The sequence below is a fragment of the Xanthomonas cucurbitae genome (genome assembly GCF_002939885.1).
GTDB classification, from domain to species: Bacteria; Pseudomonadota; Gammaproteobacteria; order Xanthomonadales; family Xanthomonadaceae; genus Xanthomonas; species Xanthomonas cucurbitae.
Genome location: NZ_MDED01000045.1, coordinates 1 through 25618, shown reverse-complemented (window position 1 = coordinate 25618; position 25618 = coordinate 1). Strand labels below are relative to the sequence as shown.

The following is a 25618-nucleotide window of genomic DNA, read 5'->3' as shown; positions in this document are numbered from 1 at the left end:
TCCGGGGTCAGGCCATGGGCCTGGCACAGCACCGGCAACAGCCGCTGCACCGTCTCCAGCGCCTGCTTGCCGCCGTTATTGCTGGCGATGGCTAACACCTGGTCCGGGGTCAGGCCATGGGCCTGGCACAGCACCGGCAACAGCCGCTGCACCGTCTCCAGCGCCTGCTTGCCGCCATCGTGGCTGGCGATGGCCACCACCTGGTCCGGGGTCAGGTTCAGGGGAGCGCCCGTCAGTGCATTGCGCCATGCATGCACTGCCTCCACCGCGGTCACGCCGCCACGTTTTGCAATCTTGAGAAGTTGGCCTGTGTCCAACTGTAATGGTGGACCTCTCAACTCTCCCGACACCGTGAGCAATGCTTCCAGGGCGCGTGCGCCGGACCACTGCTTGCCGACGCCAACGATGTCTTCATGTGTCGCCTCCGGCAACGCCGCGATCATGGCCTGGTACTTGACAGCGACGGTCCCTAATGCTGCCGGGTGTTGGCTGAGCGTAACGATGTGCGCATGTGTAAACCCATGGCCGATCAGTGCCTCGTGGTGCTGTGCTACTGTCGAACGAGCATTCGGTTTGATCTTCTCTTGCTGCTGCTGGCTGTAGCCAAGCGTGCATAGATCCACCTGCGCGGCCGGCGAAGCGTCGGGGGGGGGCGCAGCACGCCGTCGCGGCGCCGGCTTGGCGCGCGGCGGCCGCGCGGCCGTCACAGCGACGTGCACGGTGGGTTGCGGGTCATCGGCTGCACGCAGACCCGATTGCATCTCATCCCCCTCTCCTGAGGCAGCCTCTGTATGAGGAGCGCCGAAGGCAGACATCGAATCAAAAAGCGATGTATCAAGAAGCCACGGATGGAAGAACGCAGGCAAGGGGGCAGGGGGAGACGGGACACGGGGCCGGGACATCGTCCGTCGAGCGGGCAAGCCATCCAGGGGGCTGCCAGCAGGCGGAGACCCCCCACGATCTGCAGTCGGCTGCGGCTGAACCCTATCCGGCTGGGGTCTGGCCAGAAGTTCGTGGGTAGGACTTGGCAGGCGCGGACGAATGGGATCCATCAGGCATACCTCATTTATAGGAAAGATGGTCGCCTCAAGAGTAAAAGGTCTCTGGTCCCTCCACTCCTTGCCGAATCCGCATGGCAGCACACAACTTCGGGGGATCCTGACAACTCTAGACGACCGGGGTTGAGGCGCAGACATGAAGGTGATCCTGGACCCGTATGGAGGGCCGGCAGGAAGTTGTGAAAAATTTCTTTTCTGACAGCAAGTTAGCTCACTTTTGGCTGTTTTTTACACGAATCCCTGCCGACCCTCGGCATCGGCTCTTCGGCGCGGCACATCCCTGTGCCGCTCTCCGCCAATCCCAGGCCACGCTGCCGCCTCGGTTTGTCATTGTCATCGCTTCTAACAACAAAAGTCGCTTGGCCAGCGACGTTTTGAACGATCTTTGCCAGCTTGCGATCGAGAGTTGGAGTGGCAACTACCACGCATCAGCACTTGGTCGCCAAACCTTGTTGAAAGAATCAACACGTCCTTTCTGACGAGCACATCCAATCACATAGGTCATCAAGTCGCCGACCAAAGCGCCCAGGCAATCAACCCGCCCGCACCTGCCGTACGATCGCCGCCGCCTTGGCCGAGCTGTCCTTGACCTTGTCCCACTGGCCCTGGGCCAGCCAGTCCTTGGGCACCATCCACGACCCGCCGATGCAGACCACATTCGGCTGCGACAGGAACTCGGCGGCGTTGGCTTCGCTGATGCCGCCGGTGGGGCACAGCTTGAGGTCGGACAGCGCGCCGGCCAAACCCTTGAGCATCTGCAGGCCGCCCACGGCGGTGGCCGGAAACAGCTTGCATACGCGGAACCCCAGGCCCATCAGGGTCAGCAGTTCGGTCGGCGTGGCGGCGCCGGGCACCGCCGGGATCGGCGCATCGGCCAGCAGGCGCGCCAGCGGGGCAGGCGTGCCTGGAGTCACCAGGAAATCCGCGCCGGCATCCACCGACTGACGCAGCTGCAGTTCGCTCAACACGGTGCCGGCGCCGATCACGATGTTGGGCAGTTCGCGCTTGAGCATGGCCAGCGCATCGATCGCCACCGGCGTGCGCAGGGTCAGCTCGATGGCGGGCAGGCCGCCTTCCAGCAGCGCGTCGGCGACGCGGCGTGCCTGGTCCAGCGTATCGACGGTGACCACCGGCAGGATGCCGGCGTCGCGCAGCAGCTGTTCGGCGGTGTTCTGGGTCTGGGCAATCGTCATTGCAACTCCGTTGGACGGCGGCCGCCGAAGCGGTCGCCAAAGTGGGAAGGATCAGGCGTCCTTGGACTCGTGCGGTGCGTCGGCAGCAGCGGCGTCGGCGCCCAGTTCGTATTCGGCGTCGTAGCTCCACAGCGCGCCGTCCGGATGGGTGGGACCGCAGGAAATGGAGATCGCGCCCTGGTCGGCCGGGCCGACGACCTGGCGGTTGATGGCGAACAGGTTGCGGCCCAGGTCGTTGCCGGCCACCGTGGTGTTCGGCGCGACCTCGCGCGAGGCCCATTCTTCGGCCGACACCAGCACTTCCAGGGTGCCGGCTTCGCCATCCAGGCGCACGATGTCGCCCTCGCGCACGCGCCCGATCGGGCCGCCGCGCGCGGCTTCGGGAGTCAGGTGGATGGCCGCCGGGAACTTGCCCGACGCACCGGACAGGCGGCCGTCGGTGACCAGCGCCACGCGCCGGCCCTGGTTCTGCAGCAGGCCCAGCAACGGTGCCATCGAATGCAGTTCCGGCATGCCGTTTGCCCGCGGGCCCTGGTAGCGCAGCACCACCACGAAATCGTGCGGCAGCACGCCGGCTGCATGCAGCTTGTTGAGCACCTGCGGGGTGTCGATCACCACGGCAGGCGCCTGGATGCTGCGGTGCTGCGGCTTGACCGCCGACAGCTTAATCAGCGAACGGCCCAGGTTGCCGCGCAACAGACGCAGGCCACCCTGGGCTTCGAACGCAGCGCTGACCGGCCGCGCGACGCTGTCGTCGGCGGTGGTCGCGGTGCCGGGCACGTAGGTGACCTTGCCGTCCTGCAGGCGCGGCTCGTTGACGTAGGCGCGCATGCCGCCTTCGACCACGGTGGGCAGGTCGTCGTGCATGTAGCCGGCGTCCATCAATTCGCGGAACACGAACGCGGTGCCGCCGGCGGCCTGGAAGCGGTTCACGTCGGCTTCGCCGTTCGGGTAGACGCGGGTCAGCAGCGGCACGGTCTGCGAGATCAGGTCCATGTCGTCCCAGGTGAGCACGATACCGGCCGCACGGGCCACTGCAATCCAGTGGATGGTGTGGTTGGTGGAGCCGCCGGTGGCCATCAGCGCGACCACCGCGTTGACGATGGCGCGTTCGTCGATCAGGCGGCCGAACGGGCGGAAATCCTGGCCCAGTGCAGAGATCGCCAGCGCACGCGCGGTACCCTCGCGGGTCAGCGCATCGCGCAACGGCAGTTCCGGGTTGACGAACGAGGCGCCGGGCAGCTGCACGCCCATCGCTTCGAGCAATACCTGGTTGGAGTTGGCGGTGCCGTAGAAGGTGCAGGTGCCGGGCGAGTGGTAGGACGCCGATTCGGCTTCCAGCAACTCGGCGCGGGTGGCTTCGCCGGCGGCGTAGCGTTCGCGTACTTCCGCTTTTTGCTTGTTCGGAATGCCGGGCGTCATCGGGCCAGCCGGCATGAAGATCGCCGGCAGGTGCCCGAATGCCAGCGCGCCGATCAGCAGGCCCGGCACGATCTTGTCGCACACGCCCAGGTACACCACGCTGTCGAACATGTCGTGGCTCAGGCCGATCGCGGCGGCCTGGGCGATGTTGTCGCGCGAGAACAGCGACAGCTCCATGCCCGCGCGGCCCTGGGTGACGCCATCGCACATCGCCGGCACGCCGCCGGCCACCTGCGCGGTGGCGCCGAGCGCACGCGCGGTGTCGCGGATCAGCTGCGGATAATGCTCGAACGGCTGGTGCGCCGACAGCATGTCGTTATAGGCGGTGATGATGCCCAGGTTGGGCGTGGCCGCGCCGCGCAGGCGCGATTTGTCGGTGGGCTCGGAGGCCGCGAAGCCATGCGCGAGATTGCCGCAGCTCAACCGGCTACGGAACGGACCCTCACGCAGGGCGGCATTGATGCCGGCCAGATAGGCCGCGCGCGAGGGCGCGCTGCGCTTGCGGATGCGGTCGGTGACAGCTTGGATGTTCGGATGCAGGCTCATTGGCTACCGGCTATGAGAAACGGGGAAGGGGATGCGTTGACACGAATTCCTGCAGCCCTGGGGCGCAGGATGTTGTAACCGAGGCCGAGTAAGCCCTGTGGCGGCCATGCGCTGCCGACGCTGTGCTGGCCCTGCACCGGGCAGGAACGTTGCGCAAGCGTGCGGTGCGGGATCGCCGTGCAGCACGGCCTGCATGACCGGTACACGGCACATCAGGCACACCAGTGCACGCGCAGCGGTGGTCCAGGCTGCTGCAGGGCCACCCGGATTGGGTAGGCGTTGATCTCTTCGCCGGCCAGCGCCGCCTGCAGGACCTCGAGCTTTTGCTTGCCGCGCAGCAATAGCAGCCGGCTGGGAATCGGTGCCAGCCCGGCGGGGGTCAGGGTGATGCGCAGCGGCCATTGGTTGGCACCGGGGCAGCCGGTGGCATCCAGGGAGGCGTAGGGCTGGGGGCTGGCCAGGGCCTTGGGCAGGTCGGTGGCTCCTGGAAACAGCGAGGCGGTGTGCCCATCGCCGCCCATGCCCAGCGCCGCCAGGCACGCGGGTTCGGCATGCCTGGCCTGCAGGTTCGCCGTGTGCACGCACTCGGGCAGCTGCTTGCCAGGGCGCACCAGCGGAATGAAGGTTGCAGCCGCCGCGTGGGTCAGGAAGCTGTGCCTGACCAGCCATGCGTTGCTGTCCTGGTCCTGCGGCGACAGCCAGCGCTCATCGACCAGGCCGACTTCCACGCGTGACCAGTCCAGCGGGCGATGCGCCAGCGATTCATAGACAGGTGCAGGCGTGGTCCCGCCGGAGAGCAGCATGCGTGCCTGCCCGCGGCGGGAGATCTCCTGCTCCAGCAGATCAGCCATTTCGCTGGCCACCGCCTCGGTCCACTCGGCCGGGTCGTCGTAACGCACCAGGACGATGCGCGGGTCGCTTGGCAGGCTCATCGCTGCTCTCCTGGATGCTTGCGCTGCGCGTCCACCGCATACGCCGCGGCGCCGAGCAAGCCGGCATGCGGGTGCATCACCGCCAGCGAAGGCACCCTGGACATGATCGCGGAGAACCGGCCCTTGTGCTCGAAGCGCTGGCGAAAGCCGGAATGCTGCAGCGAATCCAGCACCTTGGGCACCAGCCCGCCGGTAAGGAAGACGCCGTCCCAGGCGCCCTGCATCAGCACCATGTCGCCGGCAATGGCACCGAAGATGGCGCAGAACAGGTCGATGGTGCGCCCCGCGCGCGGGTCACCGGCCGCCGCACGGGCGGTGATGTCCTTGGGTTGCAGCGGGCCGGGATCGACACCGGCGATCTCGCTGAGCGCACGGTGGATGTTGACCAGGCCCGGGCCGCAGATCAGGCGCTCGTTGGACACTCGCCCGAATTGCTCGGACAGGATCTCCAGGATGCGGATTTCTTCCGGCGTGCCCGGCGGAAAGCTGACGTGGCCGCCCTCGGTCTCCAGCGGAAAACAGCGCCCATTGCGGATAATCAGGCCGCCCACGCCCAGGCCGGTGCCTGGGCCGATCACGCCGTAGTTGCGCGGCTGATCGATGGGGGCGGGCCGCCAGCTGGCGCCGCCCACCTGCACCACGTCCTGCGGGCGCAGCAGGCTGATCGCCATTGCCTGCGCGGCGAAGTCGTTGATGAGGTGCAAGGTGCTGAAACCCAGCATGCTGGCGGTGCGCGTGCGCGAAATTACCCACGGATGGTTGGTGATGCGTGCTTCATCGCCATCCACGCGCCCGGCCACGGCGAACACGCCCTGAGTGGCCTGCACGCCGATCTGGTCCAGGTAGTAGCGTGCGGCTTCGCCAAGCGAGGCGAATTCCACCACCGCGAATTCGCGCGAGGTGTCGTCCAGCAACGGCACCGAGGCGTTCACATCGGCCAGTGCGAAGCGCGCATTGGTCCCGCCGATATCGGCAACCAGCACCGGCTTGGAAAGAGCGGTCATGCGTTGTTTCCCTGTGCGTCGGTGGCCGGGGGCAGGAACGGGGCGGCCGATTCCGGCCCCCAACTGCCGGCCGGGTAGAGCTGTAGTGGCAGCGCCGCGCTCTTCCAGGCATCGCTGACACTGTCGATCCAGGCCCAGGCGGCCTTGACCTCGTCGTCGCGCACGAACAGCGCCGGGTTGCCGTTGAAGGCATCGGCGAACAAGCGTTCATAGGCAATGCGGCGGTGCAGGCCGGTCGGCACCGATAGCTCCAGCTCCAGCGGCTGCAGTTCGATCGCACCCCATTCCGGGCCGGCCAGGCTGCTCATCAGGCCCAGTTCGATGTTTTCCTGCGGCTGCAACTGGAAGGTCAGGCGGTTGGGCACCGCATTCTGCCGGCCCGGCCGCTCGAACAGCCAGTGAGTCACCGGCTTGAGCGTGACCACGATGCGGGTGGAGCGTTCGGCCAGGCGCTTGCCGGTGCACAAGTGGAACGGCACCCCGGCCCAGCGCCAGTTGTCGATGTGCGCGGTCACCGCGACGAAGGTTTCCACGTCGCTGCCTTCCGGCGGCTGGTAGGCCTGCGCGGGCTGGCCATTGATGCTGCCGGCGGTGTAGCGGCCGCGCACGCTGTCGTGCGCGGCGTGTACGGCGGTCATCGGGCGCAACGCACGCAGCACCTTGACCTTCTCGTCGCGGATGCGGTCGGCTTCCAGCGAGGCCGGCGGCTCCATCGCCACCAGGCACAGCAGCTGCAGGATATGGCTCTGCACCATGTCGCGCAGCGCACCGGAACGGGCGTAGTAGGCATCGCGCCCGTCCACGCCTTCGCTTTCGGCCACCAGGATTTGCACCGATTCGATGTAGGTGCGGTTCCAGACCGCCTCCAGCAGGGTATTGCCAAAGCGCAGTGCCACCAGGTTCTGGACTGCCGCCTTGCCCAGGTAATGGTCCAGGCGGAACACGCGGTCTTCGTCGATCAGCGCGCCGATCGACTGCAGGATCTCGCGGGCGCTGTCCGAATCGTGGCCGATCGGCTTTTCCAGCATCAGCCGGTGCGGCGCCGCCAGTGCGCCACCCAGGGCCAGGCCCTGGCAGGTGCTGATGTACAGGCCCGGCGGAATCGCCAGGTAGCTGACAATCTGGCGGCTTGCCAGCTCACGCACCGCCTCGGCCACCGATTCGGCGTTGCGCAGGTCCACCGAGCGGTAATCGACCCGCTGCAACAGCGCCTGGATCTGCGCGGGCGTGGCGATCGGCAGTGCGTCGGTCAGGCGCGGGCGCAGCACCTCGCGGAACGCCTCGGTGTCGTGCGGCGACAATGCCAGTGCACGGATGCGAAAGTCGTCGGGCAGCAGCCCATCGATGAACAGACGCAGCAAGGAGGGGAACAGATAGCGCTGGGCAAGATCGCCGGTGGCGCCAAACAGGATCAGGGTATTGTGCATGGAGCGCGTTTCGGATTCTGGGGACATCGTTATCAGCAGCTTGGCGGAAAGGCGCCGGGCAGCCGGCGGTCGGTAGGTCTGTTCCTGCACGGCACTTGCGTGGGCGCAGCGGGGGATGGACGCTCACGCCCAATCCCCGATTGTTGCAGCAACTGGCGGTCAGCGGCGAGCGCATCGACGGAGTGGCGGCAAACGCGCGGCGCAATGGCGACACCGCATCGCTGCCAATGCCATCGATCACGGGGGGCATGGCGCGATTGCGGCATGATTCCTCACGCAGCCGATGTTGCCATGTGAAAACGATTACATGTCAGAATAAACCAATGCATTTGTTTGCAGGGACACTCCTTGCGGGTGGGTCGGTCGTCACTGCCGTCGGGAGGGCCGAGGGCAGGGCGCATACACAGTTGAGGCCGAACGATGGCGAAAGTGCAGCTGGAAGGGGTCCGCAAGGTCTACGACAACGGCCAGGTGGCGGTGCAGGGCGCGAGCTTCGAGGTCGCCGATGGCGAGCTGATGGTGTTGGTGGGGCCATCGGGCTGCGGCAAGTCGACCTTGTTGCGCATGATCGCCGGGCTCGAGGACATCAGTGCGGGCACGCTGAGGATCGGCGAGCGCGTGGTCAACGACGTGGCGCCCAAGGACCGTGACATCGCCATGGTGTTCCAGAGTTACGCGCTGTATCCGCACATGACCGTGGCCGAGAACCTGGCCTTCGGGCTCAAGCTGCGCGGCCACCCCAAACAGGTGATTGCCGAGCGCGTCAACAACGCCGCCGCGTTGCTCGGGCTGACTCCGATGCTGGACAAGCTGCCCAAGGCGATGTCCGGCGGCCAGCGCCAGCGCGTGGCGCTGGGGCGGGCGATGGTGCGTGAATCGTCGGTGTTCCTGCTCGACGAGCCGCTGTCGAACCTGGACGCAAAGCTGCGCCACAGCGTGCGCACCGAGATCGCGCAGCTGCACCGCAAGCTCGGCACTACCATGATCTACGTCACCCACGACCAGGTCGAAGCGATGACGCTGGGCCAGCGCATCGTGGTGCTCAAGGACGGCGTGATCCAGCAGATCGACAGCCCGATGGCGCTGTACGACCGCCCGGCCAACTTGTTCGTGGCCGGTTTCCTGGGCAGCCCGGCGATGAACCTGCTGCAGGGCCGGCTGGAGGAGCAGGACGGCCTGCAGTTGCTGCTGGCCGATGGCTGGCGTGTGCCATTGGGTGCCGCGCAGGTGAATCGCCGCTGGTTCGGCCAGGATGTGATCGTCGGGGTGCGACCGGAGCACTTGCAGCCATCCAGCGATCCAGCGTTGGGCTTTGAGGCACGTATCGAGGTGATCGAGCCGGTGGGCAACGAGATCTTCCTCAACCTGGATCGCGGCGGGCAACCGCTGGTGATCCGCGTCGCACCGCAGGCCTTGCCGGCGGTCGGCCAGCCGCTGCGACTGGCGCTACGCAGCGATGCGCTGCACTTCTTCGACCCAGCGACTGGCGAGCGTTTGACCCTTGCCACTGTCTGAGCACGGCGTTGCGCTGCCGGCGTCTCCAGGCCGGTAGCGGAACAAAACAGGTGCTCCATGCCTGTGCGGGACAACGCTGGCTGCACGCTTCCCATCGCCGCCGTTCGGGCGTGTGCGGCCCGGGGCCCTGCCAATACAGACGCGGGTAGGCCTCAGCGCGCCAGCCCGGGCACCATCTGCAGCAATCTGGCAGGGACATCCCCGGCCGTCAGCGCCATGCCATCGCCGATGGCCAGCTCCAGCGGCAGCACCGCCAGGGCCAGGGTGCCGGCGACGCTGACCACGGTGCCCACCTCGGCGCCGTCCAGGCTGATCGCATCGCCCGGCGCGACGGCGGTGTCGCTGTCGAGCAGGTGCACAGCGCGCTTGGCCTTGCCGAGGAAATGTGTACGCGCCACGATTTCCTGGCCGGGGTAGCAGCCCTTCTTGACGCTGAAGGCCTGCAGGCGGTCGAGTGCCAGTTGCTGCGGGGTCCACTGCTCGCGCTGCGCCTGCGGCAGGCGCACCAGGCCCAATTGCAGATCGGCGCGTCGCCATTGGGCGTCGATGCCGGGCAGATCGATAGGCGCAGCCAATGCCTCGCTTGTCATTAGCACCAATGTGCGCGGCAGGCCACTGCCGCCGAAATCCAGTTCGATGTGCTGCGCAGTGATGGCCGCCTGTGCGCCTTGTGCCTGCTGCGGCGCCTGGAAGCCGGCGTAGGCCACAGGCGTGGCGACTGCGATCTTCAGCTTGCGTCGGAACACGAAACGCCCCAGCTGCGCGGCGACCTCGGTCGCGTTGCCATCGGGCAGCAGCATCAGCAGGTGCGTGTCGTCCTCGCGCAGGAGTGCGAAGATGGCGATCACGCGCCCCTTCGCCGTCAACCACGCATTCCATTGCCACTGCCCGATCGCCAGCGCCTGGACGTCGTTGGCAAATTGCGCATGCGCGAACGCCACCGCATCCGCCCCGATCAGGCGGACGTATTGCATGTCGTGCAGGGAGCCAAAACCCTGCGGAATAAGATTCAGGTTGTCAGCCACGGAAGGGGAGGACTAAAATCGCAACGTTGTGAGACCACTATGATAGGCCATCCAACCCCCACGCCAGCGCAGGATTCCGAGACGCAGCCTTCCTCTCAGGAGCACATTCCCGAGACGCAGCCCCTGCCCAAGGAGATCGGTGGGCGCGACGGCCCCGAGCCGACGCGCTATGGCGACTGGGAAAAAAATGGACGCTGCATCGATTTTTGAGCAGCCTTTAGCCACAGCGGCCTAGTGCCGCCCAGCCGAGATAACGAGCCCAGCGAATGGCGATCCGCGAACGTCCCACTTCCCCACATCTGCAGGTATATCGCTGGCAGATCCAGATGGCGACCTCGATCCTGCATCGAGCCACCGGCGTCATTCTTTCCGGAGGGGCGCTGGTCATTGCCGTCGCTCTGCTGGTGTTGATGCTTGGGCAGGACCACTGGTCGTGCCTTACCCAACAGCTGGGCGCCTGGTATGGCCAGCTGTTCCTGTTTGCATGGTCATGGGCGTTTGCCTATCACCTGTCCAACGGCATCCGCCACATCGTGCAGGACTTCGGCCACGGCTTCAGCATCCCGGCCTTCGTGCGGAGCAGCTGGACCTCGGTGGTCGCCAGCCTGGTCATCACCGCCGCGATCTGGGCCTACGTCTTGACCGGAGCCGCCGCATGAGCCGTTACCGTACCCCGTTGAAGACCGTGCGCGGCCTGGGCGCCGCCAAGACCGGGACCGAGCACTTCGTGCTGCAGCGCCTGACCGCTACGGCGCTGGTGGTGCTGGCGATCTGGTTCGTGGTGTTCGTGCTGAGCCTGCTCGGTTCCGACTACCCGACCGCAGTGGCGGCGGTCTCCAAGCCCTGGAATGCCGTATTGCTGGTGGGTTTCCTGGTGGCGATGTTCTGGCACGCGCAGCTTGGGCTGCAGGTCGTGCTCGAGGACTACATCCACAATTCGCTGCTGGCACTGGCGTTGCAGACCACGGTGAAGTTCATCGCCGTGCTTGGCGCGATCGTCAGCATTTTCGCAGTGGCGCGCATCGCGCTGGGCGGTGCCTGAGTCATCGGGCGCACTGAACAGGAATCCAGATTAGATGTCCGCTTACAAGATCACTGAACACAAGTACGACATGGTCGTGGTGGGCGCCGGCGGTGCCGGCCTGCGCGCAACCTTCGGCCTGGCCCAGAAGGGTCTGCAGACGGTTTGCCTGACCAAGGTCTTCCCGACCCGTTCGCACACCGTGGCGGCGCAGGGCGGTATTTCCGCCGCGCTCGGCAACATGGGTGAGGACGACTGGCGCTACCACTTCTACGACACCATCAAGGGGTCGGACTGGCTGGGCGACCAGGACGCCATCGAATACATGTGCCGCGAAGCGATTCCGGCCATCATCGAGCTGGAACACTACGGCGTGCCGTTCTCGCGCACCGAAGAAGGCAAGATCTACCAGCGTCCGTTCGGCGGCATGACCACCAAGTACGGCGAAGGCCCGTCCGCGCAGCGCACCTGCGCCGCCGCCGACCGCACCGGCCACGCGATGCTGCACACGCTGTACCAGCAGTCGCTTGCGCACAACGCGCGTTTCATGATTGAGTATTTCGCGCTCGACCTGATTTTCGACGAAGAAGGCGTCTGCCGCGGCGTGCTCGCGCTGGACATGGCCGAAGGCTCGCTGCACCTGTTCCGCGCCCATGGCGTGGTGCTGGCGACCGGCGGCTACGGCCGCGCGTATTTCAGCGCCACCTCCGCCCATACCTGTACCGGCGATGGCGGCGGCCTGGTGATGCGTGCCGGCCTGCCGATGCAGGACATGGAGTTCGTGCAGTTCCATCCCACCGGCATCTACGGTGCGGGCTGCCTGATCACCGAAGGCGTGCGTGGTGAAGGCGGCATCCTGCGCAACAGCAACGGCGAGCGCTTCATGGAGCGCTATGCACCGCACTACAAGGACCTGGCTTCGCGCGACGTGGTGTCGCGTTCGATGACCATCGAAATCCGCGAAGGCCGCGGCGTGGGCGAGCACAAGGACCATATCCTGCTCGACCTGACCCACCTCGGCCCGGAAGTCATCAACGACAAGCTGCCCGGCATTGCCGAGAGCGCGCACATCTTTGCGGGTGTGGACGTGGCCAAGCAGCCGATTCCGGTGCTGCCGACCGTGCATTACAACATGGGCGGCATTCCCACCAACTACCACGGCGAAGTCGTACGCAAGCAAGGCGACAACCCGGATGCGGTGGTCCCCGGCCTGTACGCCATCGGCGAAGCGGCCTGCGTGTCGGTGCACGGCGCCAACCGCCTGGGCTCCAACTCGCTGCTGGACCTGGTGGTGTTCGGCCGCGCAGTGGCTAACCGGTGCGCCGAGACGGTCAAGACCAACCAGCCGCACAAGCCGTTGCCGTCCGATGCCTGCGACAAGGCGCTGGGCCTGCTGGACAAGTTGCGCCACGCCAACGGCTCCACGCCGACCTCGGTGATCCGCGACAACATGCAGCGCACCATGCAATCGGACGCGGCGGTGTTCCGTACCAGCAAGACACTGAAGGAAGGCGTGGACAAGATGGCGGAGATTTTCGCCACCTTCGAAGACGTCAAGGTGTCGGACCGCTCGCTGGTATGGAATTCGGACCTGATCGAGACCTACGAATTGAACAACCTGCTGCTCAACGCAGTGGCGACGATCAATTCGGCCGAGCAACGCAAGGAAAGCCGCGGCGCGCATGCGCACGAGGACTTCCCCGACCGCGACGACGTCAACTGGCAGAAGCACACGCTGGTCACCGTGGACGACAAGGGCCAGTGCGATTTCGATTATCGCCCGGTCCACATGTACACGCTGAGCAAGGAAGTGGATGTGGTTCCGCCGAAGCCGCGCGTCTACTGACCAAAGCCGGGAATCGGGAATCGGGAACCGGGAATCGAATGCGGCGCAAGCGCGCTTCGTGTCCCGGCTTTCCGATTCCCCATTCCCCAATCCTCATTCCCGGATTTTAAAGCCATGGCAGAGTTCACCCTCCCCAAGAATTCCAAGATCGGCAAGGGCAAGCATTACCCTGCTCAAGGTGCCAAGAACACCCGCACCTTCAAGGTCTACCGTTGGGATCCGGATGGCGACGCCAATCCGCGCACCGACAGCTACGAGATCGATCTGGACAAGTGCGGTCCGATGGTGCTGGACGCACTCATCAAGATCAAGAACGAGGTCGACCCGACCCTGACCTTCCGCCGCTCCTGCCGCGAAGGCATCTGTGGTTCGTGCGCAATGAACATCGACGGCACCAATACACTGGCCTGCACCAAGGCGATTGCCGCCTGCGGCAAGGCCGAGGTGCCGATCTATCCGCTGCCGCACATGGACGTCATCAAGGACCTGGTGCCGGACCTGACGCATTTCTATGCGCAGTACGCCTCGATCAAGCCGTGGATCCGCACCCAGACCCCGGCACCGCCGGACCGCGAGCGCCTGCAGTCACCGGAAGACCGCAAGAAGCTCGATGGCCTGTACGAATGCATCCTGTGCGCCTGCTGCTCGACCAGCTGCCCAAGCTACTGGTGGAACGGTGAGCGTTATCTGGGGCCTGCAATCCTGCTGCAAGCCTACCGCTGGATCATCGACTCGCGCGACGAGGACACCGGTGCGCGTCTGGACGACCTGGAAGACCCGTTCAAGCTGTATCGCTGCCACACCATCATGAACTGCGCACGCACCTGCCCGAAGGGCTTGAATCCGGCATTGGCCATCGCCGAGATCAAGAAGCTGATGATGGCGCGTCGCGCCTGATCGCAAGGCAATATGGTCCCGCCCGGCGGGATGTGGTTTGCAGCGGCACCGGCCCCAGGTCAGGTGCCGCTGTCGTTTCGGCCCGCTGCGGGGCGGGGGGAGAGAGGGATGGACGAAGAGACCTTGCTGAAGAAACTGCGCTGGCGTTGCCGGCGCGGCATGCGCGAGCTGGACCAATTGTTCGGCCGCTATCTGGACCGACGCTGGGCGCAAGCACCTGCGGCAGAGCGCGCGGTTTTCCTACAGCTACTGGATTGCGAAGACGATAAGTTGTGGCGCTGGTTCATGGGATACGAGGCCTGCCCCGATGCCGATAACGCCGCACTCATCGCCGATATCCGCGCCATGCCGGCTTGATTGGCGGCCTTCGCGCGCTCTAGCCTGCGCGCTGGTGCTGATGGCGCTGTTGGCCCAGTGCGCGGTATGGCGCTGCGGCGTGCCGATCTGGGCTGCGCTGTTGTTGTCCGGCTATGCCGCGCTGCTGGGCACGGATTCGCTGCGCCGGCTGTTGCGCTCGCCGCTCCGTCAGCTGGTGGTGCCGTGGAGCGATGCGGCGGCCAGCGTCGACGGGGAGCGGGTGGAAGACATGCAGGTGCGGTGGCGCGGGCCGATCGCGGTGGTGTCCTGGCGGGGTACCGCTAAACGCCGCAATCGGCTGCATTTCTGGCCGGATACCCTGCCGGCAGCGCAGCGACGTGAACTGCGTCTGGCCGCCCAGGCGCATGCGATTTCGTCTCAGGCGCTGCAAGTGGCACCATAGCGTCCCTTTCCCGGTTGAACCGCATGTTCAAACCCATCCCGGTTGCCATCGGCTTGCGCTACCTGCGTGCCAAGCGGCGCAATGGCTTCATCTCCTTCATCTCGATGGCATCGATCCTGGGCATCGCCCTGGGCGTGACCGTGCTCATCACCACGCTGGCGGTGATGAGCGGGTTCCAGAAGGAAATTCGCGACCGCCTGCTACAGATGGCCGCGCATGCCACTGTCAGTGCCGAAGGTGCGCCGATGCGCGACTGGCAGCATGCGGTCGCGGTCGCTACCGCCGATCCGCGCGTGGCCGGCGCCGCGCCCTACATCGAAACCGAATCGTTGCTGCAGGGCCCGCGCAAGCAACCGGCCATCGTGCGTGGCGTGATTCCCTCCGAAGAAGCCAAGGTGTCGGTGCTGGCCAAGAAGATGCAGCAGGGCTCGGTCGACAGCCTGACGCCAGGTTCGTACAACATCGTCATTGGCAAGGAGCTGGCAATCTGGCTGGGTGTAGACGTGGGCGACAGCGTCGTCGTATTGCTCAGCGATACCCAGGCCACGCCCTTGGGCGCGATGCCGCGGCTCAAGCGCTTCACCGTCAGCGGGATTTTCGAAGCCGGCTACAACGAGATCGATCGCGGCCTGGCAGTGGTCAACATGCAGGATCTGGCGCGCGTGCTGCGCATGGACGGGGTGACAGGCGTGCGGCTGCGCCTGCATGACATGGACCAGGCCTGGAACGTGGCGCGCGACCTGGCGCTCAAGTTGCGCGGCCCGTATCTGGTCAGCGACTGGACCCGCGAAAACGCCAACCTCTATCACTCCTTGAAGATGGAAAAGACCGTGATGGGCATCCTGCTGTCGTTGATCGTGGCGATGGGCGCGTTCAACCTCGTGTCCTCGCAGGTGATGCTGGTCACCGACAAGCAGGCCGATATCGCCATCCTGCGCACGCTGGGCCTGTCGCCCGGTGGCGTGATGCAGGTGTTCATGGTGCAGGGGTCGCTGATCGGCTTCATGGGCACCATCATGGGCGTGATCGGCGGTATCGTGCTGACGCTCAATCTCGAACGCATCCTTGGCGTGATCGAAGCAGTGTTCAACGTGAAACTGCTGCCGGAGGACGTGTACTACATCACCGGCCTGCCGACCGACATGCAAACCCAGGACGTGGTGGTCATCACCGTGGTGGCGTTGGTCATGAGCTTCCTGGCCACCCTGTACCCGGCGTGGCGTGCCTCGCGGACCCAACCGGCGGAGGCGCTGCGTTATGAATGAGATCCGGGAATCGGGAGGCGGGAATCGGGAGTCGGGAATGCAGCAGCCGAACCAATCCGATGTGGTGATCCGCGCCGAGGCGTTGGCCAAGACCTATGCCGAAGGCAAGATGCGCACGCCGGTGTTCGACGGCCTGGATCTGTCGGTAGCGACCGGTGAAACCGTCGCAATCGTCGGCGCGTCCGGTGCCGGCAAGAGCACGCTTTTGCATCTGCTGGGCGGGCTGGATACTCCTACTTCCGGCGAGGTGTACGTCGCAGGCCAACGCATGTCTGCGCTGTCCGACGGCCAGCGCGGCAAGTTGCGCAACCAGGCACTGGGCTTCGTCTACCAGTTCCACCATCTGTTGCCGGAATTCACTGCGCTGGAGAACGTGATGATGCCGGTGCTGCTGTCGGGCAAGGACGTGGCGGTGGCGCGCGGGCAGGCACTGCAGCTGCTGGAGTCGGTCGGGCTTGGGCATCGTATCGAACACAAGCCAGGCGAGTTGTCCGGCGGCGAGCGCCAGCGCTGCGCAGTGGCACGGGCCCTGGTCAACCGTCCCGGTTGCGTGCTGGGCGACGAGCCTACCGGCAACCTCGACGACAAGACCGCCGGCACGGTGTTCGAGCTGATGCTGGACCTCAACCGCGCCCAGCGCACCAGCCTGGTGCTGGTCACCCATGACCGTAGCCTGGCACGTCGGCTGGATCGCGTGCTGGAGCTGCATCAAGGCAAGCTGCGCGAGCTGGCGGCGTCGGCGGTGTAATTACAGTCGGCGTCATCGGTGTGCCGATGGCGTTACTGCTGATGCGGTGGGGGATCACCAGTAAGTGCTGTTTGCGATGGACGCAGCGTTTTCACGTTGTACCGGGTCACCACGCCCCATCGGTTGATCGATGGAGCATCCGTGCCGTGACGACGGCGAACATCTGCACGCCGCAGGCCATTGACCACCTGCGGCGATGCGTTGGCAGCGATCAGGGAATGATGCGCCGTGCACGCAGCCGGGTGAACAGCTCCAAGAACGAGGCACGGCTGTCGTAGAAATCCAGGAAGCCCAGCTCGCGGCTTTTGGTCATGTCGTTGACGCACTCGATCTCACGGCCCAGATCAGCATCGGTGTGCCACCACGAGGCCAGTCGATTGACGTCCGATTCCACCAGATCGTGCTTTGCCGCCAGTTCGGCCCACAGCGCAGGAGCGGTGTTGGTCAGGCGCGCTTCCAGCGGCTGCGGCGTGTCGGGGCAGGGCGCGGCGTCGAGTTCGAAGAACGCCGCAATTTCGCCCCACATCCAACGCCAGCGGAACACATCGCCGTTGACCGTGTTGAAGGCCTGGTTGCGCGCTGCCGGGCTCAGGCCAGCCCAGGCCAACTGACGACCGAGCAAGCCGGCATCGGTGAGATCGGTGAGGCTGTTCCACTGCGCCTGCGAGCCCGGAAACACGAAGGGCTGACCGGCGTGCTTGCACAGTGACGCATAGACCGCCAGGGTCACGCCCATGTTCATGGCATTGCTCCCGTTCGCCATGCCGATCATAGTGTGCGAGCGATGCACACTCCATCCGAAGCCGTGGCGCTCGGCATGAGCGAACAATAGGTCTTCGAGCGTGTAGTAGAAATTCTCGCCCGGCTGGCGCGGCTCGCTCTCGCGAAATGGAGTTTCTGCCTCGCCGCTGCCGTAATTCTCGAATGCACCCAGATAGTGTTTGGTACCGGTGACCAGCGCCATGTGCTGCAGCGGTGCGTCACGCAATCCATCGCAGAGATGACGCATCATCGCGCCATTGGCCTCGATGTTCTCGCGCTCGGTGTCGCGACGTGTCCAGGTGCAGAAGAACACATGGGTGATCGGCAGATCGCGCAAAGCGTTGCGGGTTCTGTCCGCATCGAGCAGATCGGTTGCCACGGGAATGACGCCATCCTGCGGCAACGGGTGGCGCGCAAGACCGTAAACAGTCCAGCCATCGGCCACCAGCACGTTGGCCAGGTTGTAACCGGAGATGCCGGTCACGCCGACGATCAGTGCAATGCCTTTCCGCACAGGATTAACTCATCAAAATAGCGCGAAAGCATAGCCTTCGCACCATGAAATCGAGGCGAACATCGCGTTAGTCAGTACTCGGTTGCAGAAGCCTCTGTCGCCCATGGCGTAGTCCCCGTCGTCTGCCACTTGCGGCCCGCACCCGAGTGCGGTTCATCAACTTGATGCCAGTGACGCAGGTCGTTACCTGCGCGGCGGGCATCCTTCGGCGCCGTTGCGCCATCGGATCCGGCAAGGTGCCCAGGCCGTGTATGGCCGCAAACTCCCACGACGCATCGTTCTTCCCCTACACGCGCGTGCGCTGGTTTCCGCTGTCGCGACGGGTCCTGCAGGCCTAACGTGGCCTGATGAACCGAGGGCGATCAGGGTGGAACGATCAGGGTGGAAACAGACGAGAGGAAAGGGACCGCCGAGCGTGCGCCTCTGCAGAACATGACCGCCGTGCCTGTCGCGGCGGCATTCCTGTTCGGCGTCATGGCGTGCGCGTGGTCGCCTGTAGTGGCATCGCCGGTGGCCTATGCCAGTTGCGTGCTGGCCGCCGGGTTCGGAACGGGGCTGATCCTGTGGCGGCGTCCAAGCTGGAGTGCATGGGGGCTGGCACTGGCCACGGCCATCCTGGGCTTCGGACTCACTGGTTGGCAGGCCGTGTCTGTATTGCGGGCGCAATTGCAGCCCGCCGAGGAAGGTCGCATTGTCAGCGTACGCGGCTGGATCGTCGGGTTGCCGGTGGTCGAGCCGCGGCGCACCCGGTTCCAGTTGCGCGTCGACGAAGACCAGGCGCAACTGCCTGGGTTGCGCGGCCAGCTGCTGCAGCTGGCGTGGTACGACCCGTACGGGGCCGAGCGGATCGGGCCGCGCGCGGCGTTGCGTGCCGGGACGAGCTGGCAGTTGCAGCTCAGGCTGCGGGCGCCCCGCGGCTTGCGCAACCCGGGCGGCTTCGATGCCGAACGTCAGGCGCTGGCGCAACGTCTTGCCGCAACCGGTGCCGTGCACACCCCCGCTGCCGCGCGTCAACTCGCTGCCCCCCAGGGCGTAGACGCCTGGCGCGAGCGGATGTCGCTGCGTATTGCCGAACAGGTGCCGGGCCCATCTGCCCCCTATCTGCGGGCCTTGGCGCTGGGCGATACCCGGGGGCTGGATGACGCCGCGTGGGCAACCTTGCGCGCTACCGGGCTGAGCCATCTGATCGCCATCTCGGGATTTCACGTCGGCCTGGTGGGCGCATGCCTGGCGTTGCTGGCGTCTGGGCTGTGGCGCTGGTGGCCCGGCCTGGGCACGCTGATCCCGCGTCTGCATGTCGCTGCGATCGCCGCATTGGTCGGCGCCGCAGGCTATGCGGTGCTGGCAGGCCTGGCCCTGCCCACCGTGCGAACGGTGCTGATGATCGCGGTGGTCGCGTTGGCGCGGGTCTTGCGGCGGCGGGCCACGACCCCGCAGATCCTCGCGCTGGCCCTGTTGGCGGTGTTGGGGTGGGACCCGTTGAGCGTGCTGGTGGCAGGCTTCTGGTTGAGCTTTGCCGGCGTCGCCTGGTTGGTCTGGTGCCTGCCATCGGATGATCGCGCGGTGATCCGGGGGTTCCTTTCTGCCCAGGCAGTCGCCACGGTGGGTCTGCTGCCGCTGACGGTCAGTCTGTTCGGGCAGGCCTCGTTGGTCGGGCCGCTGGCCAACCTGGTCGCCATTCCCTGGTGGACCTGCGTGGTCGTGCCGCTGTGCCTGCTGGGGACCGCGCTTGAAGCGCTGTCTCCCGGCGCCGGCACCTGGGCATGGCAACTGGCAGGCTGGTGCTTCGAGCTGACCTGGCCCGGCTTCGTCTGGCTGGGGCAGACACAGGTGGCATTGTGGTGGGTGCCCGAATCCGATGCCATCGCGTTGATTGCTGCCCTGCTTGGGGCATTCTGGCTGCTGCTGCCACGCGGCACGCCCGGCAAGACGCTGGCAATCATGCTCTGGCTGCCGCTGCTGTGGCCGGACCGCGCCCTGCCCGCAGCCGGGGAGGCCGACCTGCACCTGCTCGATGTCGGCCAGGGTCTGGCCGTGCTGGTGCGCACGCAGCGGCACGCGCTGCTGTTGGACACCGGCCCGGCGGTGCGTGATGGTTTCGATGCCGGGGAGCGTGTGGTCCTGCCGGCCTTGCGCGCACTCGGCGTGGGTCGACTGGACGCGCTGATCCTCAGCCACGCCGATGCCGACCATGCCGGTGGTTACGCCGCCGTGCGCGCCGGCTTGCCGGTCGCAACGACCGCGGCGCCGGCAGGTGCGCCAGTGGATGTCGCCACCCGCTGCCAGGCCGGCCAACACTGGGAATGGGACGGCGTACGCTTCGCATTCCTGCATCCGGGCCCAGGCTTCCCGTATCTGCGCAATCACTCCAGCTGCGTGCTGCACGTCACAACGCGGTATGGGAGTGTGCTGTTACCAGGTGATATCGGCGAGCTGGTCGAGCGACGCCTGCTGCGCGACCATGCAGCGGCGTTGCGGGCGGACGTGGTGGTGGTTCCCCACCACGGCAGCGCCGATGGCTCGCACGCCGGCTTCATCGCGGCCACCAACGCGCGGCTCGCGTTGGTGTCGGCAGGGCATGGCAACCGCTTCGGGCATCCGCGCGCGCCAGTGGTACAGCGCTGGCAGGCGCATGGCGCCGAAGTGCTCAACACGGCAGAGTCCGGCGCGTTGCGGGTCTGGCTGGGCGCCGGTGGCCTGCAGGTCCGCGAGCGACGGCGGTGGCAGCCGCGGCTATGGGATGCTGCGGAACGGCGGCGGTCGGCTGTTATCCTAGCGGCCAGCGAATAGGCGGCTGCGTCGCCGGAGGAATCGAATCGTGTTGGAGCTGGTCAAGGCGGGCGGTTGGCCGATGGTGCCGTTGCTGTTGTTGGGCGTGATTGCGTTGGCGATCGTGCTGGAACGTCTATGGACCTTGCGCCGTAACGAAGTGACGCCCCCCGGCCTGGGCGAAGAGGTGCGCAACTGGGCCGCGCGCGGCAGGCTCGATCCCACGCATATCGAGTCGCTGCGCCGCAATTCGCCATTGGGCGCCTTGCTGGCCGCCGCGCTGGACATGCGCGGTCGCCCGCGCGAGCTGGTCCGCGAACGGATCGAGGACACCGGCCGCCATGTGGTCCATCGCATGGAGCGCTATTTGAACACGTTGGGCACGATTGCCTCGGCCGGCCCGTTGCTGGGCCTGCTGGGTACCGTGGTCGGCATGATCCAGATGTTCCTGGGCATCCTCGACCACGGCGTGGGCGATGTGAATCAGCTGGCCGGCGGCATCGGCAAGGCGCTGGTGTGCACCGCCACCGGCATGATGATCGCGGTTCCGGCGTTGATCGCGCATCGCTTCTTCAAAGGGCGTATCGCCGGCTACGTCATCGAGATGGAACAGGAGGCTACGTTGCTGCTGGATACGATGGATGGCCGCGTGGTGCCTGCGGCCGCAGCGCCGAGTTCGGCTGGCACCACCCCTGCCGCGGCGAAGGGCTGACGGATGCGCATCGGCAGCGACCGGAGCCAGGACGAGCCGCAGATCGACCTGGTGCCATTGATCGACGTCATCCTCGTCCTCATTATCTTCTTCGTGGTGACCACGACCTTCGACGCACGCTCCACGTTGCAGCTGCAGTTGCCGACCGCCAGCGACCAGAACACCAGTGCGCCCCCGCGCTCGCTGAGCGTGCTGGTCAATGCGGACGGCCATTACTTCATCAACGATCAGGAGGTACTGCGTGCGGATGTGGACGCGCTGAAGCAGACCATCGCCCAGATCGCCGGCGACGACCGTGAGCAGACGGTGTTGATGCGTGCCGATGCGCGTACCCCGTACCAGGCCGTGGTGACGGCGCAGGATGCGTTGGGCCAGCTCGGTTTCCGGCGTATCGCCATCGCCACGGCACCGCCATCTCCCGCCGGCACGACCAGCAAGAACGGAACCCGCCAGTGACCAACCCCAACGACCGCCCGGCGCCAGCGTCGTCCTGGCGCACGTACCGTCGCCTGTTAACCTTCGCCAAGCCGTATCGGCTGCTGCTGGTCGCCGCGTTGATCGCTGCGTTGATCGAAGCCGCAGGCACCACCGGTTTCCTGGCGTTGATGAAGCCGATCACCGACGAAACCTTCATCTACAAGAATCCCGACGTCAGCCGCTGGCTGCCGGTGCAGATCATCCTGCTGTTCGTGGTGCGTGGCATTGCCGGCTACATCACCGACATGGCGATGGGCAAGTCCGCACGCAGCATCGCGCGCGATCTGCGGGTCAAGGTGATGTCCAAGTACCTGCGCCTGCCCGGGTCGCGCTTCGATTCGGAGCCGGTGCCCTCGATGCTGATCCGGCTGGGCTCGGATTCGGATCAGGTTGCACAGGCCGCGGTGGACGCGGTCAAGGTGATGATCCAGCAGTCGCTGCAGGTGATCGGCGCCCTGGCGCTGATGCTGTGGCATAGCTGGCAGGTCACCCTGACCATCGTGGTGCTGGCGCCGGTGCTGGCCTGGGTGATGGACAAGGTGGCGCGGCGCTATCGGCGCATCAGCCACAGCATCCAGGAAAGTGGCGCGCATCTGTTGCAGGCGGCCGACCAGACCTTGTCCAGTCATCAGGAGGTCAAGATCTACGGCGCGCAGCAATCCGAAATGGAGCGCTATGGCGCGCTGGCAGACCGCAATCTGCGTCTGGCGATGAAGGTCGAATCCACGCGCGGCATTTCCACCGCCACGGTGCAGATGATCGGCGCGATCGGCCTGTCGGCGCTGTTGTTCGTTGCCGGCGCGCAGGCGCTGGCCGGGCGCCTGACCGCAGGCGACTTCGTGGTGCTGATGACCTCTATGCTGACGATCATCCCGGGGCTCAAGCAGCTCACCAACGTGCAGAACATGGTGCAGCGCGGCCTGGCATCGGCCGAACGCCTGTTTTCCGTACTGGACAGCCCGGACGAGCCGGACCAGGGCGTGCGGCCGTTGACGCGCGCCAAGGGTCTGATCGAATTTCGCAGCGTGACCGCGCGCTATCCGGAGCAGGTAAACCCGGCCCTGTCCAATGTCAGTTTCGTCGCCCAGCCCGGCACGGTCACCGCAATCGTCGGGCGCTCAGGTAGCGGCAAATCCAGCCTCATCAAGCTGATTCCGCGCTTCTACGAAGCCGAGGCAGGGCAGATCCTGCTCGATGGGCACCCGGTGCAGGCATATTCGCTGGCCGATCTGCGTCGCCAGATCGCGCTGGTCGGCCAGCAGGTGATGCTGTTCGACGGCAGCATCGCCGACAATGTCGCCTATGGCGAAATGCGCACCGCCGATGCCGGGCAACTGGAGCGTGCGATTCTCGGTGCCAACGCGATGGAGTTCGTCGAGCAGTTGCCGGATGGCCTGCAGTCGTATGTGGGGACCAAGGGCGGGCGGCTGTCCGGCGGCCAGCGCCAGCGGCTGGCCATCGCACGCGCGATGCTCAAGGACGCGCCGATCCTGATCCTGGACGAAGCGACCGCTGCGCTGGACAACGAATCCGAACGGCTGGTACAGGACGCCCTGCATAAACTGATGCCGGACCGTACTACGCTGGTGATCGCGCACCGGCTGTCCACCATCGAGCATGCCGACCAGGTGCTGGTGATGGATCAGGGCCGCATCGTCGAGCGTGGCACCCACACCGAATTGCTGGCGCAGGGCGGGTTGTACTCGCATCTGCATGGCATGCAGTTTCGCGAACGGCAGGCATGAGCAAGCGCGGCACCCGCACGCCGGGGTATTGGTACGACAACGCGCCCATCCCGTTGCCCGCACGCCTGCTGGCGCCGGTCTACGGTGCAGTCACCGCGTTGCGCCGTGGTCTGTACCGGCGCGGATGGTTCAAGCGCCGCGGCGTGCCGGTGCCGGTGGTCGTGGTGGGCAATGTCACCGCCGGCGGCACCGGCAAGACGCCGCTGACCATCGCGCTGGTCTCCAAGCTGCAGGAGGCGGGCTGGACGCCTGGCGTGGCCAGTCGCGGCTATGGCCGCGACGATGCCGGCACTGCCCGTTGGGTCGATGCGGACACGCCAGTCGCACTCGCGGGCGACGAGCCGGTCCTGATCGCCTGGAAGACCGGTGCGCGCGTGCGCGTGGACAGCGATCGCGTGGCCGCAGCGCGGGCGCTGGTGGAGGCGGGCTGCGACATCGTCGTCTGCGACGATGGGCTACAGCACTACCGGCTGGCGCGCGATGTGGAAATCGAAGTGGTGGACGGTCAGCGCCGCTACGGCAACGGCCGCCTGCTGCCGGCCGGCCCGCTGCGCGAACCGGTCGCGCGTGCGCACGATTGCGACTTCCGCGTGGTCAATCTCGGCCAGGCCAGTGCCACTGCCGCCACCCAGCCAGCCGGCGATGCCGGGTTCGGCGAATGGCAGATGCGCTTGAGCATCGACAGCGTGCAGCCGATGGATGGCAAACGCGTGCAACCGCTGGGTGTTCTGGCTGGGCAACGCGTGCATGCGGTGGCCGGTATCGCGCACCCGGAACGTTTCTTCGCCATGCTGCGCGCACGCGGCATCGGCGTGGTGCCGCATGCGTTTCCCGATCATCATGTCTACAAGGCTGCCGACTTCAGTTTCGGCAGCCGCCTGCCGGTCCTGATGACCGAAAAAGACGCGGTGAAGTGCCGTGCGTTCGCCGACGAGTGGTTGTATAGCGTGCCGCTCAAGGCCGAACTGCCGGCCGCATTCTGGGTGAGCCTGCTGGATCGCCTAGACACGCTGGCCAGCCGACGCACCGACTAGCCGGCGCGCCAATCACGCGTGCGCCCTCGCCAACCAACGCACTCCATGGCGGGCGCGTGCCTCGCCCGCTTCGCTGTTTCGCCCGATCCTTGGCCGCGCGCCGATCAGAACCGGTAGTTCAGTGATAGCCACCAGTTGCGTCCCGCGCCGACATAGCCCTGATCCCAGTACAGGCTGTTGATGTAACGCCGATCGGCAAGGTTGTTGACGTTGAGCGTGGCGTTGAACTGTGGCGATAACGCATAGCTGGCCATCAGGCCTGCCAACGCATAGCTCGGTTGCCGGACGATGCCCGGGCCGGCGTCCTGCACCCGCGTGATGGCGTCCTGCCAGCGCAGGTTGAACCCGAGCTTGAGCTGTTCCAGTCCGGGAATGCTGTAGGTCGTCGCAAGTTTGGCCATGCGACGCGGCACGTACGAACGCACGGTGTTTCCGGCATCGTCCTGGATCCCCAGCTGGGTGTAACTGGCGCTCAGCTGCCAGGAGTCGCTCACGCGGCCGGCGATTTCTGCCTCGTAGCCGGTCGAGGTGGCGTCGATGCCGCGATAGACCAGCAGCGTGCCGACGCTGCCGTCGCTTTCGGCGGTGTTGTCCTGCTTGGCGCGGAACAGCGCGAACGCGGCATTGACGCGGCCATCCAGCCACTGGCCCTTGATTCCCAGTTCGGCGTTGCTGCCGGTGATCGGCTGCAGCACGTTGAGCGCGCGATCCAGCTGCGTCTGTGGGTTGAAGATCTCCGCATAGCTGGCATACAGCGCGTAGTTCGGAGCGAAGCTGTAGACCGCACCGACGAAAGGCAGGGTGCGATCGCGGGCGTAGCGGTGCTGCAGGCCGTAGCTGCGACCGTCGCTCTCTAGTCCTACTGTGTCATTAAATGCGAAGGTGCGGAGACATCGTTCCAAGTAGTGTCACTGCGATTTCTACGGCGATTGTCCAGCGCAGCGTC

22 protein-coding genes and 2 pseudogenes are annotated in these 25618 nt (G+C 66.0%); 15 read left to right on the top strand and 9 right to left on the bottom strand.

Annotation, left to right across the window (positions count from 1 at the left end):
* From XcuCFBP2542_RS16845 to zwf, 6 genes and pseudogenes are all read right to left on the bottom strand, one after another.
* Positions 1 to 1052, bottom strand: a pseudogene (locus XcuCFBP2542_RS16845) (type III secretion system effector avirulence protein AvrBs3); the annotation flags it as partial.
* Between the two features lie 539 nt (positions 1053 to 1591).
* On the bottom strand, positions 1592 to 2251 hold the full coding sequence (locus tag XcuCFBP2542_RS16835; protein ID WP_104605136.1) for a bifunctional 4-hydroxy-2-oxoglutarate aldolase/2-dehydro-3-deoxy-phosphogluconate aldolase: 660 nt from the start codon (positions 2249 to 2251) through the stop codon (positions 1592 to 1594).
* Positions 2252 to 2302: 51 nt separating this feature from the next.
* A complete protein-coding gene (gene edd, locus XcuCFBP2542_RS16830) occupies positions 2303 to 4219 on the bottom strand; it encodes a phosphogluconate dehydratase (RefSeq protein ID WP_104605134.1) in 1917 nt (638 codons plus the stop codon).
* Between the two features lie 212 nt (positions 4220 to 4431).
* Positions 4432 to 5151, bottom strand: a complete 720-nt coding sequence (pgl, locus tag XcuCFBP2542_RS16825; RefSeq protein ID WP_104605132.1) for a 6-phosphogluconolactonase — start codon at positions 5149 to 5151, stop codon at positions 4432 to 4434.
* Positions 5148 to 6155, bottom strand: coding sequence for a glucokinase (glk, locus tag XcuCFBP2542_RS16820; protein WP_104605130.1), 1008 nt, complete (start codon positions 6153 to 6155; stop codon positions 5148 to 5150). Before glk ends, pgl begins: the two co-directional genes overlap by 4 nt.
* Positions 6152 to 7582 carry a glucose-6-phosphate dehydrogenase gene (gene zwf / locus XcuCFBP2542_RS16815; protein WP_104605128.1) on the bottom strand — a complete coding sequence of 477 codons (1431 nt, stop codon included), beginning with the start codon at positions 7580 to 7582 and terminating at the stop codon, positions 6152 to 6154. Before zwf ends, glk begins: the two co-directional genes overlap by 4 nt.
* Before the next feature lie 420 nt (positions 7583 to 8002).
* On the opposite strand from zwf, the gene XcuCFBP2542_RS16810 reads away from it, so the two are divergent.
* Positions 8003 to 9097: an ABC transporter ATP-binding protein gene (locus XcuCFBP2542_RS16810; protein ID WP_104605126.1), complete on the top strand. Its 1095-nt coding sequence runs from the start codon at positions 8003 to 8005 to the stop codon at positions 9095 to 9097.
* A 152-nt stretch (positions 9098 to 9249) separates the two neighbouring features.
* On the opposite strand, the gene ygfZ is transcribed toward XcuCFBP2542_RS16810, so the two are convergent.
* Positions 9250 to 10122 (bottom strand): CAF17-like 4Fe-4S cluster assembly/insertion protein YgfZ, encoded by an 873-nt coding sequence (gene ygfZ, locus XcuCFBP2542_RS16805; protein WP_104605124.1) that lies wholly within the window; start codon positions 10120 to 10122, stop codon positions 9250 to 9252.
* Between ygfZ and XcuCFBP2542_RS20255 the strand changes: the two genes are divergently transcribed.
* The 9 genes from XcuCFBP2542_RS20255 to lolD all read left to right on the top strand — a co-directional run bounded on the left by XcuCFBP2542_RS20255 (position 10024) and on the right by lolD (position 16659).
* On the top strand, positions 10024 to 10332 hold the full coding sequence (locus tag XcuCFBP2542_RS20255) for a DUF1674 domain-containing protein (protein WP_337999784.1): 309 nt from the start codon (positions 10024 to 10026) through the stop codon (positions 10330 to 10332). The genes ygfZ and XcuCFBP2542_RS20255 overlap by 99 nt on opposite strands.
* 56 nt (positions 10333 to 10388) lie before the next feature.
* Positions 10389 to 10781, top strand: coding sequence for a succinate dehydrogenase, cytochrome b556 subunit (gene sdhC, locus XcuCFBP2542_RS16795; protein ID WP_104605120.1), 393 nt, complete (start codon positions 10389 to 10391; stop codon positions 10779 to 10781).
* Positions 10778 to 11164 carry a succinate dehydrogenase, hydrophobic membrane anchor protein gene (sdhD, locus tag XcuCFBP2542_RS16790; protein WP_104542182.1) on the top strand — a complete coding sequence of 129 codons (387 nt, stop codon included), beginning with the start codon at positions 10778 to 10780 and terminating at the stop codon, positions 11162 to 11164. The genes sdhC and sdhD overlap by 4 nt, the downstream gene beginning before the upstream one ends.
* A gap of 34 nt (positions 11165 to 11198) precedes the next feature.
* Positions 11199 to 12989, top strand: a complete 1791-nt coding sequence (gene sdhA, locus XcuCFBP2542_RS16785) for a succinate dehydrogenase flavoprotein subunit (protein WP_104605118.1) — start codon at positions 11199 to 11201, stop codon at positions 12987 to 12989.
* A 114-nt stretch (positions 12990 to 13103) separates the two neighbouring features.
* The gene (locus XcuCFBP2542_RS16780; RefSeq protein WP_104605116.1) at positions 13104 to 13886 is read left to right on the top strand and encodes a succinate dehydrogenase iron-sulfur subunit; all 783 of its coding nucleotides are present in this window, start codon (positions 13104 to 13106) and stop codon (positions 13884 to 13886) included.
* Between the two features lie 108 nt (positions 13887 to 13994).
* The gene (locus XcuCFBP2542_RS16775; protein WP_104605114.1) at positions 13995 to 14243 is read left to right on the top strand and encodes an FAD assembly factor SdhE; all 249 of its coding nucleotides are present in this window, start codon (positions 13995 to 13997) and stop codon (positions 14241 to 14243) included.
* Positions 14194 to 14646 carry a hypothetical protein gene (locus XcuCFBP2542_RS16770; protein ID WP_104605112.1) on the top strand — a complete coding sequence of 151 codons (453 nt, stop codon included), beginning with the start codon at positions 14194 to 14196 and terminating at the stop codon, positions 14644 to 14646. The genes XcuCFBP2542_RS16775 and XcuCFBP2542_RS16770 overlap by 50 nt, the downstream gene beginning before the upstream one ends.
* Before the next feature lie 23 nt (positions 14647 to 14669).
* A complete protein-coding gene (locus tag XcuCFBP2542_RS16765; RefSeq protein WP_104605110.1) occupies positions 14670 to 15911 on the top strand; it encodes a lipoprotein-releasing ABC transporter permease subunit in 1242 nt (413 codons plus the stop codon).
* Between the two features lie 37 nt (positions 15912 to 15948).
* Positions 15949 to 16659 (top strand): lipoprotein-releasing ABC transporter ATP-binding protein LolD, encoded by a 711-nt coding sequence (gene lolD / locus XcuCFBP2542_RS16760; RefSeq protein ID WP_167526905.1) that lies wholly within the window; start codon positions 15949 to 15951, stop codon positions 16657 to 16659.
* A 211-nt stretch (positions 16660 to 16870) separates the two neighbouring features.
* Here lolD and XcuCFBP2542_RS16755 read toward each other — a convergent pair whose 3' ends face one another.
* A complete protein-coding gene (locus tag XcuCFBP2542_RS16755; RefSeq protein WP_104605108.1) occupies positions 16871 to 17935 on the bottom strand; it encodes an SDR family oxidoreductase in 1065 nt (354 codons plus the stop codon).
* Between the two features lie 432 nt (positions 17936 to 18367).
* On the opposite strand from XcuCFBP2542_RS16755, the pseudogene XcuCFBP2542_RS16750 reads away from it, so the two are divergent.
* The 5 genes and pseudogenes from XcuCFBP2542_RS16750 (at position 18368) to lpxK (ending at position 24672) form a co-directional block, all read left to right on the top strand.
* A pseudogene (locus tag XcuCFBP2542_RS16750) lies at positions 18368 to 20860 on the top strand (DNA internalization-related competence protein ComEC/Rec2).
* Entirely contained in the window at positions 20754 to 21416 is a 663-nt protein-coding gene (locus XcuCFBP2542_RS16745; protein ID WP_104605104.1) for a MotA/TolQ/ExbB proton channel family protein, read from the top strand. The pseudogene XcuCFBP2542_RS16750 and the gene XcuCFBP2542_RS16745 overlap by 107 nt, the downstream one beginning before the upstream one ends.
* A gap of 3 nt (positions 21417 to 21419) precedes the next feature.
* The gene (locus tag XcuCFBP2542_RS16740; protein WP_104605102.1) at positions 21420 to 21872 is read left to right on the top strand and encodes an ExbD/TolR family protein; all 453 of its coding nucleotides are present in this window, start codon (positions 21420 to 21422) and stop codon (positions 21870 to 21872) included.
* Positions 21869 to 23638 (top strand): lipid A export permease/ATP-binding protein MsbA, encoded by a 1770-nt coding sequence (gene msbA, locus XcuCFBP2542_RS16735; protein WP_104605100.1) that lies wholly within the window; start codon positions 21869 to 21871, stop codon positions 23636 to 23638. The genes XcuCFBP2542_RS16740 and msbA overlap by 4 nt, the downstream gene beginning before the upstream one ends.
* Positions 23635 to 24672 (top strand): tetraacyldisaccharide 4'-kinase, encoded by a 1038-nt coding sequence (gene lpxK / locus XcuCFBP2542_RS16730; protein WP_104605098.1) that lies wholly within the window; start codon positions 23635 to 23637, stop codon positions 24670 to 24672. Before msbA ends, lpxK begins: the two co-directional genes overlap by 4 nt.
* A gap of 104 nt (positions 24673 to 24776) precedes the next feature.
* Here the strand turns inward: lpxK and XcuCFBP2542_RS16725 are convergent, their stop codons facing one another.
* Positions 24777 to 25574 (bottom strand): TonB-dependent siderophore receptor, encoded by a 798-nt coding sequence (locus XcuCFBP2542_RS16725; RefSeq protein ID WP_104605096.1) that lies wholly within the window; start codon positions 25572 to 25574, stop codon positions 24777 to 24779.
* Positions 25575 to 25618: the final 44 nt, after the last annotated feature.

What these genes read in the sequence shown, in the direction of transcription:
- XcuCFBP2542_RS16835 (WP_104605136.1), bottom strand. Translation starts at nt 2,251, where the DNA reads ATGACGATTGCCCAGACCCAGAACACCGCCGAACAGCTGCTGCGCGAC.
- edd (WP_104605134.1), bottom strand. Translation starts at nt 4,219, where the DNA reads ATGAGCCTGCATCCGAACATCCAAGCTGTCACCGACCGCATCCGCAAG.
- pgl (WP_104605132.1), bottom strand. Translation starts at nt 5,151, where the DNA reads ATGAGCCTGCCAAGCGACCCGCGCATCGTCCTGGTGCGTTACGACGAC.
- glk (WP_104605130.1), bottom strand. Translation starts at nt 6,155, where the DNA reads ATGACCGCTCTTTCCAAGCCGGTGCTGGTTGCCGATATCGGCGGGACC.
- zwf (WP_104605128.1), bottom strand. Translation starts at nt 7,582, where the DNA reads ATGCACAATACCCTGATCCTGTTTGGCGCCACCGGCGATCTTGCCCAG.
- XcuCFBP2542_RS16810 (WP_104605126.1), top strand. Translation starts at nt 8,003, where the DNA reads ATGGCGAAAGTGCAGCTGGAAGGGGTCCGCAAGGTCTACGACAACGGC.
- XcuCFBP2542_RS20255 (WP_337999784.1), top strand. Translation starts at nt 10,024, where the DNA reads ATGCGCGAACGCCACCGCATCCGCCCCGATCAGGCGGACGTATTGCAT.
- sdhC (WP_104605120.1), top strand. Translation starts at nt 10,389, where the DNA reads ATGGCGATCCGCGAACGTCCCACTTCCCCACATCTGCAGGTATATCGC.
- sdhD (WP_104542182.1), top strand. Translation starts at nt 10,778, where the DNA reads ATGAGCCGTTACCGTACCCCGTTGAAGACCGTGCGCGGCCTGGGCGCC.
- sdhA (WP_104605118.1), top strand. Translation starts at nt 11,199, where the DNA reads ATGTCCGCTTACAAGATCACTGAACACAAGTACGACATGGTCGTGGTG.
- XcuCFBP2542_RS16780 (WP_104605116.1), top strand. Translation starts at nt 13,104, where the DNA reads ATGGCAGAGTTCACCCTCCCCAAGAATTCCAAGATCGGCAAGGGCAAG.
- XcuCFBP2542_RS16775 (WP_104605114.1), top strand. Translation starts at nt 13,995, where the DNA reads ATGGACGAAGAGACCTTGCTGAAGAAACTGCGCTGGCGTTGCCGGCGC.
- XcuCFBP2542_RS16770 (WP_104605112.1), top strand. Translation starts at nt 14,194, where the DNA reads ATGCCGATAACGCCGCACTCATCGCCGATATCCGCGCCATGCCGGCTT.
- XcuCFBP2542_RS16765 (WP_104605110.1), top strand. Translation starts at nt 14,670, where the DNA reads ATGTTCAAACCCATCCCGGTTGCCATCGGCTTGCGCTACCTGCGTGCC.
- lolD (WP_167526905.1), top strand. Translation starts at nt 15,949, where the DNA reads ATGCAGCAGCCGAACCAATCCGATGTGGTGATCCGCGCCGAGGCGTTG.
- XcuCFBP2542_RS16740 (WP_104605102.1), top strand. Translation starts at nt 21,420, where the DNA reads ATGCGCATCGGCAGCGACCGGAGCCAGGACGAGCCGCAGATCGACCTG.
- lpxK (WP_104605098.1), top strand. Translation starts at nt 23,635, where the DNA reads ATGAGCAAGCGCGGCACCCGCACGCCGGGGTATTGGTACGACAACGCG.